Source organism: Hominisplanchenecus sp. (assembly GCF_046967715.1).
Classification (GTDB): domain Bacteria; phylum Bacillota; class Clostridia; order Lachnospirales; family Lachnospiraceae; genus Hominisplanchenecus; species Hominisplanchenecus faecis.
Genome location: NZ_JBKVNQ010000001.1, coordinates 54,845 through 71,093, shown reverse-complemented (window position 1 = coordinate 71,093; position 16,249 = coordinate 54,845). Strand labels below are relative to the sequence as shown.

Annotated in this window: 5 protein-coding genes and 1 riboswitch; all 5 genes read right to left on the bottom strand. The window is 45.7% G+C overall.

Going from position 1 to position 16,249, the window contains the following annotated elements:
* Positions 1-48: 48 nt before the first annotated feature.
* The 5 genes from ACLTL4_RS00205 to ACLTL4_RS00185 all read right to left on the bottom strand — a co-directional run bounded on the left by ACLTL4_RS00205 (position 49) and on the right by ACLTL4_RS00185 (position 16,136).
* A complete protein-coding gene (locus ACLTL4_RS00205) occupies positions 49-1,404 on the bottom strand; it encodes a prenyltransferase/squalene oxidase repeat-containing protein (RefSeq protein WP_412290302.1) in 1,356 nt (451 codons plus the stop codon).
* The gene (locus ACLTL4_RS00200; RefSeq protein ID WP_412290303.1) at positions 1,398-3,557 is read right to left on the bottom strand and encodes a DUF4430 domain-containing protein; all 2,160 of its coding nucleotides are present in this window, start codon (positions 3,555-3,557) and stop codon (positions 1,398-1,400) included. The genes ACLTL4_RS00205 and ACLTL4_RS00200 overlap by 7 nt, the downstream gene beginning before the upstream one ends.
* An 82-nt stretch (positions 3,558-3,639) precedes the next feature.
* Positions 3,640-7,608, bottom strand: a complete 3,969-nt coding sequence (locus tag ACLTL4_RS00195) for an InlB B-repeat-containing protein (protein WP_412320132.1) — start codon at positions 7,606-7,608, stop codon at positions 3,640-3,642.
* A 165-nt stretch (positions 7,609-7,773) separates the two neighbouring features.
* On the bottom strand, positions 7,774-15,021 hold the full coding sequence (locus ACLTL4_RS00190; protein ID WP_412320131.1) for an Ig-like domain-containing protein: 7,248 nt from the start codon (positions 15,019-15,021) through the stop codon (positions 7,774-7,776).
* A gap of 186 nt (positions 15,022-15,207) precedes the next feature.
* Positions 15,208-15,401, bottom strand: a riboswitch (cobalamin riboswitch).
* Positions 15,402-15,614: 213 nt separating this feature from the next.
* Positions 15,615-16,136 carry a flavodoxin domain-containing protein gene (locus tag ACLTL4_RS00185; RefSeq protein WP_022119529.1) on the bottom strand — a complete coding sequence of 174 codons (522 nt, stop codon included), beginning with the start codon at positions 16,134-16,136 and terminating at the stop codon, positions 15,615-15,617.
* Between the last annotated feature and the right edge of the window lie 113 nt (positions 16,137-16,249).

Here is a 16,249-nt window from a genome sequence, read left to right as displayed (position 1 = left end):
GAATCCTGTTTTTGCTGTCATGGCATCCCATGCTTCTCCTGTGCCGGATCATTCTTTTTTGTTTCTTCTTTTTAACATCAGTACCACTGCCACTGCGATCACTGCAATCACCACTGCGATGACCATGACCGGCATGGCACTGCCATTTTTCGAAAGCAGGGATGCTTTTTCCGGACGCAAGTTAAATAAATTTTTCATATTGTTTTTGTAGCGGCAGAATGCGGTCAGTGCGTATGCCGCCTGGCCTCCTGCCAGGAAATCGGATTCATCCGGTATGGATGCCGGATTGGATGCATCATAAACATAAGCATGGACAAATCCGCCATCTTCCTGACGAAAGCTCATCAGATTATCAAGCACGGTATTTCCGTTTTTGATAAAACGACTGTCGCTCTGCGGATCGATGCCTAGACTGCAAAGAGCCGTCAGAACCTGTGCACAACTCTCAGAGCTTTCTGTGCCGGTATCCATGGAAGAACAGAATCCTCCGTCACTTTCCTGATGTTCGGAGATCCAGGACAGTGCAAGATCTGCTGCCGCTTTCGCCTCGCTGTTTTCTTCGTAATATGGTGCCAGGGCAGTCAGTGCCATGGCAGTGATATCTACATCTGTCTGCCCGGAACCCGCTGAGAGGGAAAATCCGCCGTCACTCTCCTGTGCTTTTAAAAGTTCTGCCAGGATCTCTTCCCGGCTCTGGTATGCATCTTCCGGCACTTCATAATCCCCGGAATCCAGTGCGATCAGTGCCCAGATCAGTGCATTTGTTCCCTGCGTATCGAGCGGTTCTGTCTTTCCGCGGTTATACGTTCCGTCTGCGATCAGATTGATGGTCTTCTCTCCTGCCATGTCACTTACTGCCTGTGGATCACCGCCAAGAGCCGCGATCACCAGTGCCGCTCTCTGATATTCGGTCGCTTTTCCGAGTTTTTCTTTTTTTGTGCCATATTTTTTGGCGATCGCTGTTTCCATCGCTTTTCGATAGCTTTTATAGTCTTCCTTGTATCCGCTTCTCGCTGCTGCAAAGGCAAACCAGTCATTGAGCGAAGTATCCGCCCCTTCCAGAAAGGTCTTATCGATCAGCTCGTCAGCATTTGTGAGGCTCTTGGCCCACTCAAAAATACCCTGGATGCTTTCTTTTACTTCTTCTGTCGTGTATTCGTAATGTGTGACAGTTACTGCACTTTTTGTTGTATTTTCTGCTATATTTGCTGTATTTTCTGTCGTAACGTCTGATTCAGAAGCTGTTTGCGTCTCACTGTTTTGGGATGCAGACTGTGCCCGTACTTCCTTGTTTGTGCCGGAAACCATCCCAACGCACAGGATCAGTGCCATGAGCAGGGCTGTCATTCTGTTTTTTCTTTTTTCTGCATTTTGTTTTTGATCATTTCCCTTTTTCATTACCATTCATACCCCCAGTTATCTGAACCGCCGGTCATGTCCTGCCCGATATCAGCTCCGTATGCCAGCGTGAAACGCAGCCGCAGTGTATCGCCGTTCTGGAAACAGTAATCGCTTAAGCCATAGTTCGGGTAAACGCCGTTTACCTGATACATCCAGCCGCTTCCTTTTGTAAAATCATAATCTCCGAGGCTGTTCGGTGTAAAATCATAGATTTCAAAGCCGTGTTCTTCCAGTTTGGTCCTTAAATCCTCCGGAATATTTCCGGTGACAAAATTGCTCTCGGAATTAATCCTTGCCAGATAAAAACCGGTCTCATAGTTTCCGGTATAGTCAACAGAATAGCCATTATTCTGCAGCATGCGTACTACCGTCTCCGCCGCAGTCTCTCCCTCATAAATATCTACATCCTGTGACAGCAGAATACCGCTTCCTACGGTCGTTGCTTCCACGCTGATGTGGACCGTTCCGATCCGCTCCCCGCTCTCTGCCGCCGTACAGAAAATGCTGTAAGTCAGTTCCGTTGTGTTGTCCTCTGCATCGGTGACGGTGATCACCATGGTATTATAGCCTTGGGACAATTCCGTATGGTAACTGACATCGCCACTGTTCTCCCAGATCAGACCGGTAATATTGTCTCCGCTGTCACCGAAACAGGAAATGCGGATGTTGTCTGCACCAAGCCCGTTTCCATGATAATCGGTTGCCTGTACCTGGAAACTTAAGCTCTTTCGCTGCGTCTCAAGACTGTTTCCGGAATCACCAAGCGTACAGGTAACTCTTGGTGCCTCCACATTGCCTTCGCCGTCTCCGTCTCCGCTGTTCTGTTTGACATAGGTTACGGTATAGGTAATCTCTTCACTGCTTCCGTTTTTTTCTGCATACAGCGTGATCTGGTTTTCACCCTCTTCCAGCAGCACTTCATAGTTGTCACCATCTGTCGGTGAAAGCTGCGTTCCGTTCAGCCAGGCGGTCAGATCTTCGACTTTGTCACTGCCCATAAAGGCCTGTGCATAGAACCGGTATTTCTTTTTATATACTTCTTTGTCCTCCAGATCGGTGTCAAAGCGGATATTCTGGTTCTGCGGTCGTTCATAAGTTATGGTATAAACCTGCTGTTCGCTCTTTCCGTCTTTTTCTGCATCCAGAACGATCTGATTTTCGCCCTCCTGCAAAGGAACGTCTTTATAATCCCAGTTTTCATCGGCACTGATCGGTGTACCGTTTAGCGTTGCCGTCAGTGCAAACGTCTCTTTGCCAAGCTGTGCCCAGGCACGGAAGGAAATGTGATCGCTTTTTACCGTCTGATCGGACAGATTTGTCTGGATCAGCAGTTTTTCTTCGTCGTAATAGATGGTATATTCTTTGGAAACAGTAAATTTGGTACCGTCTTTCTGCTGATAAGTGACTGCCACCAGAATCTTATTTTCGCCGTGTGCCAGTTTCAGACTTCCCCGATAAGTGGTCACTTTGCCGTCGTTTAAGGTGTTTTCTGTTTTCAGTACTTTCAGATCCGTCAGCTGTTCAATCTGATAACTGTAATCTGCTTTTGTGACCGTCCCGCCGTTTTCAATCGTTGTCCGGAAATACTGCCTGTCTTTTTTGCCGTTTTTGTCTTTGTTTTTATTTCCGGAGTGATTCTTATTCGGCTTTTTGTTGTTTTTATCGTCTCCATCCCTCTTTTCGCCGCCTGTTCCGTCTCCGTAATTGCCTCCGTTTGTTCCTGATGCAGTCCCGCTGCTATTGCCGGAATTGTTTCCGGAAGCATCTCTGTTTGCCTCTGTTGAACTGCCGTTTTCGTTTTTACTTCCGCTCCCTGTGCTTTCTGTGCCCTGGCTGTCAGCTCCGCTTTCTTTTGACGATTCGCTCTCCGTCTCCGGCATATCCTGATTTTCTGACTGCTGATTCTGCATCTGCTGCCGGCTGCTTCCATTCTCTTTTGTCTGCTCTGCCAGCACTTCTTTCGTGCCGGTCAACATGACCATCGAGCTTTTCTCCATACCATCGATCGGATTTTCCGGCACACTTTCTCTCTGCGTACGGATTCCCAGGATCATCACTCCCGAAAACAGCACAATAAGCAGCAGTGCCGCAATGGCACCTGCTGCTTCTGAATGTTTCCGCAACTTTTTCATCATTTTTTGAAAAAGCTCTTTCATATGCTCCTCCTGTTATTCTGAAACTGTAAAATATTCTGATCCATTTTTCACTGTAATTGTGATGTTCCGGATCAGTCACCGCTTATTTTACTTTTACAGAACGAATTTTGCTGTATTTTCCGCTGTATTTCTTTCCTCCGACGATCTTATAGGCCTGGATCTTAAAGTAATATTTTTTCCTGGATTTCAGTTTCTTCCAGGTCAGTTTTGTGGTGTTCGCCTTTTTGATCGTCTTCGCCCGCTTCCAGTTTTTCTTCTTTCCGATTGCGTAGAAAATCTCATATCCGGACACGCCTTTGATCTTCTTCCACTTCAGCACTGCTTTTTTGCTCCTGGATGCCTTCAGGGAAATAAAGGAAACTTTTGGTACGGAAACGGTGATATTCTGGTTTGGATCAGTCGGTTTCGGCTGTACCTGCTGTGTTTCTTTAACTGTCACTTTGATCTGTGCCAGGATCTGAGGCTGCTCCACGCAGTACGCTGTGATCAGGGTCTCTCCGGATGCAAGTGCACGGACCTGTCCGTCTGCATCCACAGATGCCACCTGTGGATTAGCACTGCGATAACGGATGCTGACCGCTACATTCAAATCTTCCGGGAGGAGCTGTACTTTTAACATATGACTCTCGCCCTTTTTCAGCGTCACGCTGTTTTCTGTAAATGTAAGTTTCTCCAGCGGAACTTCCACTTTTAAGGTACAGGTCGCTGTCAGCATTCCAACATGGGCGGACACCGCCGTTTCTCCGCCGCCGATGGCTGTCACTGTGCCGTTTTCCACGGTTGCCACGGAAGGATCTGCCACATTCCAGATGATGGTTTTGTCACTGATCGTATCTTCCGGATCGTAAGTCACATGAAGTGTCACCCGTTCTCCTTTTTTCATGTTGACTTCTGTTTTATCCAGCGTGATGTTTTTCAGAACAAGGGACTCCAGTCTCGCATATTCTGCCTCCGCATCGGTCAATATTTTTAAGATTTCTTCGCTGACATACTGTTTCTGATCTTCCAGAAGTGCATCGTACGCCGCCCTTGCTTTTGCGATAGCTTCACGACTGTTCAGGGTCACTTCTCCTATGGCATTTATTTTTTCAACAGCTGACTCTGCCTGGCTTCTGTTGTATTTGAGATCTGCCAGTTTATTTTCTGCCTGTGCAAGCAGCTCATAATTTCTGACCAGATTTTTCTGTGCGGTTGTCAGTGCAGTGTAATCTTTTCGCAGTGCCGTCAGCCTCTCTTCACTTTCAAAGGTGATCTCGCCAAGTGCTGCAATTCGCTCGCTGATGGCTTCTGCGATGGCGGTATCTTTTTTCAGCTTCTCCAGATCCATTTCCTGTGCAACGAGAGAATAATAATTGACAACCATCGCCTGCCGGATCTTTGTCATCGCATCAAAATCACTTCGGATCTTTTTCAGGGTCTCTTCATCCTCAAGTTTCACCTCACCGCTTGCCGCAGCAATCCGCTCTTCCATCTCTTTGACTGCCGTATAATCCTCATCCGTTGCCTCTGCCTGTGCAAGCTCCTGCAGTTCTTTTTCTTTTTCTTTGATCTGTTCGATCAGCTTTCCATCTACCTGTGCTCTTTCTTCATCGTTCAATTTCAGCCATGCGGCATGGGCATTCATAAGAAGTGAAAGACTGTCATCTGTAAGTGACACTTTTTCCGGGATCCGCTTAACGCAGCTTGAAAATGCATCGATCCTGTCTTTCTTCTCCAAAAGCTCTGTGATCTTCTTTTCTGCATTCTCCAGAAGTTTTCTCACACGCTCCGGAACAAGTGCCTGCTGGCTCTCTGTCAGTGCCTGGAATGCTTCTCTTGCCGCTGTGATCTCCTCTCTGGAATCTAAGTTCACATCTCCGATTGCTTCGATCTGACGAATCACGGCATCTGCCTTTTCTTTGTTCTCCTTCATCTGTGAGATCTTTTCTTCTGCTTTCGTCAGAATATCCAGATTTTCTACCATCGCTTTTTCTGTTTCTGTCAGTGCATCGTAGGCATTTCTTGCACGCACTACCGGCTGCTCATCTGCAAGCGTCAGTTCTTTATCCAGTGCTTTGATCATCGCACTGACCTGTTCTGCCTGATCCATGCTTGCAAGCAGTTCCTTCAGTTCTTTTTCCTTCTTCAGGAAAGTATGGTAAGTACTTGCCGTGATCCGCTCCCGCTCGATATCCAGCATTGAATCATACAATTCTCTCGCCTTTTCAATGTCTTCTTTATCAGAAATGGCTGTCGCATGGCCGGACAGACGATTCACGATCGCATAAAACTGATTTGCTTTTTCAGTATTTACCGTCCATTTTGCATAAAAAGTCTTATCGCCATAACTGTGTGCCGGTATTTCGGTCACTTTGCTTCCGGTAAATTCCGCATTGGTGTACCATCCGTCAAATTTACATCCTGCTTTTGTGATCTCATCTGCGGTCGGCAGTGTGATCTGGTCTTTCGGACTGTAGGTGTCCGGAAGAATGATGTCATCGGAAAGAGTACCACCGTTTAATTCAAATTTCAGTGCATAACTTGGCTGTCCGTACTGTGCGTAAAGCGTGATATCCTGCTCCGGCATGGAAAGGAGCTCTCCCGGATAATAGCTGATCCCACTTCCGTCCGGTTTGGTATTCCACTCCGTCAAAAATGCTTCCTGTTCATCGGTTACTTTTCCTTCGGATAAGAGTACTTCTGCATAAGGGGAAGCTTCTGTTGTGAAGGTCTCGCCCTCTTTCTGACCGTCATAGGTGATCGTATAAGTATCTGCCGTGGCATTCAGATAACTACCGTCCAGCTGATCCTGCATATCAAAAAGGGAATTCTGTTTGTGTGCAAAACGGTCGTATGCGATCAGTCCGTAAAGTGCCTGGTCGGTTGCCATCGGATTGACCGTTGTGCCGGAACCGCCACCTCCGTCGTAGCCTGCCGTTACATGTTTAAATCCGCCGATCGACGCACTGCTTCCGCTTCCGGCTGCCCAGAAGGTCAGAAGTGCATCTACCATATTGTCGGTGTAAACGCCGTCCCGTGTCGCTCCTTCTTTGACAAAGCTGCATGTTTTTCCGATATGCGGCAACGTTACCTTATCTGATTTCGGATCGATCCCCATTTCCAGAAGCGGCATCATCGCCCATACGGTCGATTCGCTGTTGACCGTTCCCCAGCTCTCAAAACCGCCGTTCGGCTTCTGCATATTTGCCAGCACGAGAATACCGCGTTCTACCGCACTTGCAAACTCATCATAACTATAGGTTGCATCTGTTTGCTCATATTTTTCCTGACTCAGATAATATGGTGCAAATGCTGTCAGTGTCATGCCAGTGATATCGGCATCCGGTACATTTCCTGACAATGCCCAGCCGCCTTTGATTCCGTTTGCATCAGTGATCTCCAGATTCAGAATGTAATCCAGCATTTTTCCAAAGGTATTTGCTGTTTCTGGATGATCCGTCTGGTCAAATTCATAACCGCCGCTGTTCATGGAAATGATCTCCCAGATCGGACCGTTAATGCCCTGGCGATACGAAAAACTGAATGAATCAGATAGTTTTTCAATAAAATCATAGCCTGCCACGCTTCGGATATCATATCCCATTGCAGTCAGCGGCAAGATCAGTCTTGACCACTCGGTAGACTTTGCCGCATGCAGATTTCCTTTCTTATTTTCTACATGTGCTTCCACACGTTTTAAATAGTCAGAAAAATAATTCTCCGGTATGCTGTTGATATAATCTGCCCCTGTATACATGCCGCGCAGCAGATCCCATACTGACCATTCTCCAAACGTACTTCCTACAGTCGGGTAGCTGTTTCCTGTTTTTTCTGACTGCTCCTGCTGGTTTTCCAGAATATATTTTGCCGCTGCATTGATATAAAAACGCACTCCCGGCTTTTCATTGTTCCAGAAACGCAGCTTCAGACTGTCTGAAAATTTATTCTGATCCCACGCTGCCGCATGGACAGCAGTAACAGGCATCTGGACAGATGACAGAGCTACAACTGCCGACAGAACTCCTGCAAGAATCCGTTTTCTATAACCACATTTTTTTGTTTTTCTGCTCATTTCTCCACACTCCTGTTCTTTCTGTAAGTGCATCTCTTTTTCTGAAATTGTAATCTTTGTAATGGTGATCCGGGGGCAGATTTCTGCCCCCCTGATCATCCATCTTCCTTGCTGATAAGCATATATTTCATATTTTTATGCTCTCAGCATACGGAAATTTAATTGTTATTTTTTAATCTTTGCAGACTTGGTATTTGAGTACTGACCGTAGATCACTTTATTTTCTACTTTCTGGAATACACGTACTTTGTAGGTATATTTCTTACCTGCTTTTCCTTTCAGTTTGTAGCTTGCCTTGCTGCCCTTATTGAGCGTCTTCACAAGTTTCCACTTGCCTTTTCCAGTCTTGCAGTAGATTTCGTATCCACTTGCACCCTTAACCTTGTTCCATTTCAGAGTTACTTTTTTGCCTTTCACCTTTGCAGATTTCAAAGTTGTCTTCTCATTAAATCCATACTTGTCTTTCTCTGCTTTCAGTTTTTCTTCCTGCTCTTTCAGTTTTGCATCCTGAGCCTTCTGTGCCTCTTCAAGTGCTTTCTTTGCTTCTTCCTGCTGTCTCTTTGCTTCTTCCTGCTGAGCTTTCAGGTCTTCTGCTGCTTTCTTTGCTGCTTTAAGTGCAGCCAGGTCTTTTTCTGCGATAACCAAGTCAGACAGGTTCGTTACTTTTTCTTTCACATCTGCTTCCAGGGCTTCATATGCACTTCTTGCTGCTGTGATCGCTTCTTCACCGTCAAGTGTTACTTCTCCGATTGCTGCGATCGCATCGACTACCGGCTGTGCTTTGGCTTTCAGAGCTTCCTGTTTTGCCTGCTCTGCCTTGTCTGCTTCTGCTTTGTCTGCTGCCTCTTTTACAAGTGCTGCAATGCGGCTCTCTGCGGCCTGCAGATCGCTGTAGTTTGTTACCAGTGATTTCTGGACATCACTCAGAGTATCGTATGCGGCTCTTGCTGCTGCGACTACGCCTCTCTTATCCAGCGTTACTTCTCCGATTGCTGTGATCGCACTGCTTACGGATGCTGCTGCCGCTGCATCTTTGTCCTGACTCTCTTTCTCTGCTTTCAGCAGTGCCAGATTCTTCTCTGCTACGACCAGGTCAGACAGGTTTGTTACTTTTGCTTTCACATCTGCTTCCAGGGCTTCATATGCACTTCTTGCTGCTGTGATCGCTTCTTCACCGTCAAGTGTTACTTCTCCGATTGCTGCGATCGCATCGACTACCGGCTGTGCTTTGGCTTTCAGAGCTTCCTGTTTTGCCTGCTCTGCCTTGTCTGCTTCTGCTTTGTCTGCTGCCTCTTTTACAAGTGCTGCAATGCGGCTCTCTGCGGCCTGCAGATCGCTGTAGTTTGTTACCAGTGATTTCTGGACATCACTCAGAGTATCGTATGCGGCTCTTGCTGCTGCGACTACGCCTCTCTTATCCAGCGTTACTTCTCCGATTGCTGTGATCGCACTGCTTACGGATGCTGCTGCCGCTGCATCCATCTGGTTTTTCAGTTCTTCCTGCTGTTTCTTTGCTTCCAGAGTCTGAATGGTCTTTTCTGCCTGAACCAGAACATCATAATTGGAAACCAGTTTCTTCGCATCTGTGGAAAGTGCATCGTATGCATTTCTTGCTGCTTCTACGCTTTCTTTTTTCTCGAGTGTTACATCTCCAAGTGCTTCGATCAGTGCTTTTACTGCATCTGCATCGGTCTGTGTCTTTTCATCCGCTGCAAGTTCTGCACTTGTTTTCAGTTTGTCCAGATCTGCTTTTGCATCGCTTAACTGTTCGGCAATTTCTTCTGCTGATTTTGCATTGTTGATCAAAACAGCTGCATTTGCAAGGATCTTTGTGATCTTTGCTTTTTCAGCATCACGATAATCATCTGCATTTTTGTATGCGTTCAGTTCTGTGATAGCTGCTTCTTTGTTTACAATCGTCACTTTCAGCATATTGCTGGTATGTGGCTGTGCATCGTTATCTTTTACAACCATATAAACATCACTGATTGCAGAAGGCAGATTTGTGACTTCTACGGTTGACTCGCCAACCTCAATGCCGCTTCCCTCTCCTGTTGTATCAATAGATTCTGGTGCAGTTTCTCCATACGGTACTGCTTTATAATAGAATGCTCCATACTCGTTCGAAGTAAGGGTGATACTTCCGGCTGCTTCATCTTTGCTTACGCCTGCAGCATTCGAAATAACCGGTGTATTTCCTGCTTTCTGTTTTATAGTTACAAAATAAGAAGCCTTTGCGTAACCGCCTTCTGAAATAACTTCCACACGTACCTTCGCACAGTCATTATTTCCAAAATAAATAGCATAGCGGTTATGTGTATTCGTTGTTGCTGTAACCGGAATTGTTCCATCTGAATTTACTGCTGTACTGCTTCCGACCAGAACCGGATATACTTTTACGGTTGCATTTGCATCCTGTGCCAGTGCCCATACATTTAAAAAGCTCTTTGTACTGCTGTATTCTGCACGATATTCATGCACATCGTTGCTGAATGTCGGTGTCATTGGCACCATACTGCTTGAACTTGGTACTCCATTACTGGTAGTCACACAAAGCTCACCAAGTTTTACATTTGGCTCTTTTCTCTGTACGATCAGCGTATAAGTTCTGCTCTCCACACCCTTTTTCACAACAACTGGTACCGTAATTTCTTCATCCGTAAGATCCAGATTGTAAATGTTTCCTTCTACACCATTAATGGTCACAGTACTTCCTGCGGACGCTTTTACCATCAGTGTTGTCTTTTCTGCTTCTGAAAAAATATTGATCTTATGTGAATTTGCTTTTGTATCAAATGCTGCACCTGCGTCAATACTGCTGCCTTCTGCACTTGATGTTACGCCGGTCATATATGCCTCACTGGATGCAACCGCCATAACGCATGCACTGTCGTTCTTATAGTACAGCGTACCGTTTTCGTCACAGATAATACTTGTGATGCAGTACTGCTGTCTTGCTTTTTCCGGTGTGAAAATTTCTTCTACATCCGGAGTTGTCTGTCCTTTTTTATCACGGATCAGAGTGATACCACCCGGATTCTTGTTATAAGTTGCATACAGATAAACACTTCCGTCTTCTTTTTCATAAGCGGTTGACAGAAGTACAGAGCACTGTGGATATCCTTTCAGCGGTGCTTTGTAGATCTCTGTCATCGTTGCCGCATCAATCACGCTGATCGAATAGGTTCCGCTGAAGTTACTTCCGCTTGTCACACCGATATAGATTCTTCCGTTGTATACAACCGGTGTGCTGGTGCTCATGCTTCCAGGCTGTACGGATTTCAGCGTATCTTTATCAAAGGTTCCGTTGGATTTCAGTTTTAGACTGTAGAGGTAGCCGCCTTTTGTTGTGAAATACAGTCTGTCTGTTTCTTTGTCATAAGCAATCGTAGAACGCTGGTCACCGATTACATCGACGCTGTCCATAACTTCTCCGGTCTTCTTGTTCAGAGATAATACATGTCCGGTTCCGTCTGAACCGCTTGTGCCGTCATCCGTACCAAATACAACATAGTCACCGCGTACCACAGAACCTGCCCAGTAGAAACCGCCAAGGCTTGTGTACTGCCATGCTGCTTCTTTTGCTTCCTGTGTGTTCGTCGGATCTTCATCCGTAACCGGGATGCACACATAGTTTGCATCTTTTGTCTCTGCATTCCAGAATCCGGTATAAATATAACCGTCACTGTAAGTGATCGGGCTTAAGGACTGGCCTTTCAGCGTATCCTGGTAAACCCACAGAGATTCCAGTGTCTCTGCATTGAACGCCTGTACACGTCCGTCTGCCAGCGGTGCAAAGATCATGCCGTCTGCATAGGTTGGCGGTGTGTATCCAAAGTTTGTCGCTGCTACCATATCGCCTGTCTGCAGGATATCACCTGTATTCAGATCCAGTTTGTAAATATGGTTTGCACTCATGACGATCAGGGAATTATCCACGATGATCTGCACACTCGGTGCTGCACCCCAGCCGCTTCCCAGTTTCTTAAACCATTTTTCGTAGGTTGTCGCCTCGCTCGTTGGTGTTTTTGCAGAGGTAATACCCATGTTGTCATCACTGTTACGGAAGTTTTTCCATGCTGCGGATACATCTTTTCTGGTGCTCTCCGGTGCTTTTTCCATTGTGATGGTTTTCTCGGTGTTTTCTGTAATAGAAATCGTATCTTTCTTTGTAACATATCCGGCTTTTACGGCAACATAGCTGTAAGTTTCTTCTGCCTTCAGTGTGTATACACCGTTCTCTGCTTTCAGCTTTTTGCTGTCAGCATCTTTCAGTGTGATCACTGTATCTGCCGGATCTGCTTTCAGTGTCAGTTTTACGGATTTTTTTCTCAGAACATGAATCTTGTATTCTCTTGCCTGAGACGGTGCATCTTCCATTGCTGCTTTGACGGTGATCACAGTCTCATCTCCGCTCAGAGGAACTGATGTTTCTCCTGTCACTGCGGTACCGTTGACAGAAACTGCTGCGTTTTCCAGAAATGCTGCTGCATTTATTTTTACGCTGTCGTTGTTGTCGGTTACACTGACTGTGTAATCTGTTACATTTTTATCAAAGCCAGGATGAAGTACTTCTTCTCCATCTGCAGATGCCACACTTAAGGATGTCAGAGTGGATTCACGAACAACATCAAATTCATAAGTTGTTGTCTCGTCTCCCTTCTTCACATCTACATACAGTGTGTTGCCATTCATGTCTTTTTTGGTCAGGTAGGCGGCACTTGATGTCGCACCACTTCTCAGTGTAATATTCTTCGCAGATCCGTTATTTGCCGCTGTGTAACGTGCTGTTACCGTTGCAGTTACATTATCTGCAAGTTTGGAGTAGAGATATACATTGGTAATTGCATCCGGGATGACAACCTGATATTTGTTTTTCGTAATATTATATTCCGGTGTGATCTCGTATGCAAAAGAAGTTTCTGCATTGGTTCCTGCCAGGATCTTGAACTCTTTCATGCCGGCTGCTACAACGGTTACCGGAATATCTACGCTCTTCTGTCCTGATTTTGCTGTGATCACTGCTGTTCCCTTTCCGGTTGCTGTGACCACTGCTTCTTTTCCAACCTGCATCGTATTCTCTGCTGACTGTGCTGCTGCCAAAGACTGGTCTGTGCTGACTGCCACAACTGCCGGATTGGAAGAAGTCCATACGACCGGATCGGTTCCATTGCCTACATCTGCCATAATCTTCTGTGTATCAGAAACGCCACATCCAATCTCTTTCTGATTCGGAGTGATGGATATGGTGCTGAACACGTCTGCATTTGCAGGCAGAACTTTTACATAACATTCTGCAGTAAAAGCACCGCTTATGAATGTGATGATCGCTTCGCCTTCACTGACTGCAGTTACCCTTCCTGAACTGGAAACGGTTGCCACATTTGTATTGCTGCTCTTCCAGGTTCCGCTCTTGGTATCTGTGGTATCACTTGGAAGATAGCTTGCTGACATATAGGTGAACTGTTTTACTTTCAGTGATTTAGAGCCATAGCTGATCTTTACGCCGGTCATCGGCACTTCTACAACTTCTATTTCAATGGAAGCAGTCATGTCACCGATTTTTGCCGTGACCGTAGTCGTTCCTTTTTTCAGTGCACGTACGTATCCGCTTGTGGAAACACTTGCAACGCTCGGCTCTGAGCTTTCCCAGGTCGCTTTTTTTGCATCCGTTGTATTGGACGGATCAAATCTCAGAGATAAGGTTTTGTTCTTTCCTTTATTCAGGGTCAGTTTGCTGTCATCAAAATAAATCCGCTGTGTATGGACTTCTTTGACTGTTACCGTACAGCTGGCCTCTTTGTCACCAACCTTTGCTGTAATGACAGCCGTTCCTTCTTTTTTACCGGTTACTCTTCCGCTCTGATTTACCGTTGCGACATCTTCTGCATTTGTGCTCCAGGTAACAGTTCTGTCATCTGTGGTATTTGCCGGAACCAGTGTCGCTGTCAGTGTTTCACTGTCATTTTTCAGGATTTCCATTTTTGATTTATCCAGCCGGACTTCCTGAAGCGGACTTGCATTTACGGTTACTTTACAGGTTGCTGTCTTTTCGCCGCAGGTTGCCGTGATCGTGGTCGTTCCTGCACCGACAGCTGTTACCAAACCATTTTTCACCGTTGCAACAGAAGGTTCTTCACTGTTCCATTCGATTGGCTCGGTCGGTTTGCCTGTCAGCTCCACTTTTGCATTTAACTGCATGGTACCTTCGTTTTCCAGTGTGATCTCACTCTGATCCAGTGTGATACTTGTGATCTCACCGCCAAGCAGTTTGTTCAGTTCATCGTTTACTTTATCTACTTCACTCTGTTCTGCAACAATATTTTGCAGAACTTCTTTTGCTTCTGTGATCTTTGCTGCGATATCCGGATCTGCCTTCAGCTCGGCACTGTTCGGTGCAGAATTGATCTTTGCCAGAGTGGTGGTCAGCACATCTTTGTTTGCGACGCTGTAAGAATCATCATAGCCGCCGCCCATACCGCTGGAACCTCCGATATCACCGCCGTACTTCAGAGTAAACTGTGCACGCATGACATCGCCGTCAGACAGATAATAATCTGCAAATCCTACATTCGGGAATACCGTATTTACACAGTACATCCATCCTGACATGTAGTTGTAGTCAAATTCACCAAGAGAACCTTCTGTTCCGCCGTCGGCGTCAAACATCAGATCCGGAAGTTTTTCTGCCATATGCGGCTCAAGTGCTGCACCGGCAAGATCCAGTTTCTTTGTCGCATTCTTTGGGTTTTTTGCATTAGATCCTACGATATGGGACAGATAGAAACCGCTGGTCAGACTTCCGGTGTATTCTACATCATAGCCTTCTTCACGGATCAGGTTTACAAATGCTTTCGCTGCATTGTCACCTTCGTAAACCGGCATCAGAACTGGTTCTACGATATAACCTTTTGAGATTGTAAAGGCTTCAATGCTGACCGTTGCATAACCGATAAATTCGCCTTTTTTGGCTTTCTGATAAATAACGGTATAAGTCTGTGTTTTCGATGCTCCTTTTCCGTCTTCTGCGGAAATAACAACGGTATGCTCTCCTTCTTCCATGCCCTGGAAATCCAGCGTAAAGCTTGTCTTTACATTATCACTCCAGGTTGCCGAAAGTACCTGTCCGTCAAGAGTTGCTGTCGGTTTGAGCGTGTTGTCCTCAGCATCTCTTGCCCAGACATCGAACAGCTTGCGCTGTCCTTTTACCTTAAGCTTGTCCGTCAAAGTTGTCTTTAAAAGAATACCATCCTGCGTTGTTTCATCCGATGACGCATCCTCTGAAACAACTGCTCCCGTGTCCTGTGCCGGCAGTGCTGCGAATGCACTTGTCGGAATCATGGTTGTGATCATCAAAAAGGTCAGAAACCATGCCAGAATTCTGGAAGCAAATCTTTTTTCTCTTCGTTCCATTTGTTCCTCCTCATTCGCTTTTTGGCGATTCGCTTCTGTTTGCTTTTTTTATTTTACACATGCTCACATCTGTGTTTTCCTTTTTCGTTTTCCTCCTTCCCTTTCTGTGTGTTCTCCAATTTCATAATTTTCAGACACCGGGCAAAAGGGGACAAAAAATACACCTCCGCTATGCCTGCGGACGTTGCTGATAAACCGGTTTTGTGTTTGTGTTCTGACTTGGGTTCCTCCTACTCAAGATGCCTTCCCAGTTTGACTAACCAGTGGCAAATAATCTTTTTCGTCCCCCATACAGCAGGGAATAACTGTTCCGGATTCTCACCGGATTCCTTTAAAGAGATCACATAAACGCAATCTCACCACAAAACTCCTATGAAATTAGCCCTCTATTACGCCAACAGTGTACCCCTATTTCCTATAATTGTCAATCAAATCCACTTTTTTCTTTTTGCTGAAAGTCCTTGATATAACTGAATTTTTTCGTATCTTACATACGTTTGTTCGATTCGTATAACAGATGCTTTTTATTATATAAAGTCAAAAAAGCAGGAATGTCACATCTCATATTCTAATCATGTAACATTCCTGTTTTTTTATAATCCCTGTATATAGTTGAGCATCGGTTCGAGATTTGCCTTTTCACAGACATCAAAGGATTTCTGCATCTGTTCAAAAAGGGCTTTCTCTTCTTCACTGTGTGCTTTGCGGCTCTTCATCATCTTGCAGAAGACTTTCATCATAAGCTTATCGCCAAGATTCATCGCTTCATAATTCAGCCCGCTTTGCAGGTAGAATACTTTTACTTCTCTGTCCTCTCCTTTGCCCAGCTGCTGTTCAATAGACTTGACAGCGTCTGCAGAAGACGGCGGCATCGCCCCGGTCACAAACAGCACGTTTGTCTTTTCAAACGGCAGAATCGTCTCTTTGTACCATTTCAGCTCTTCTACATTTCCTGCACGGAAGCTGCTCCCGAAAATGATCACATCGTAATCCGAGAGCCTTTCTCCGCCGACATCTTCCTGTGGTATGCACTCACAGTTTAACGACTGTGCAAGCCACTTTGCATATTTTTTCGTAAATCCGGTTCTCGATTTATATATGACAATCTGTTTCACTTTAGCACCTTCCTTCTGTTACGTTCTTTTTTTACTGATGCCCACGAATTGCTCCGTTACGAAGTAACTCTTACAATCTACGCTCCGCTTCGGTCGGCACTAAACGAGTGCCA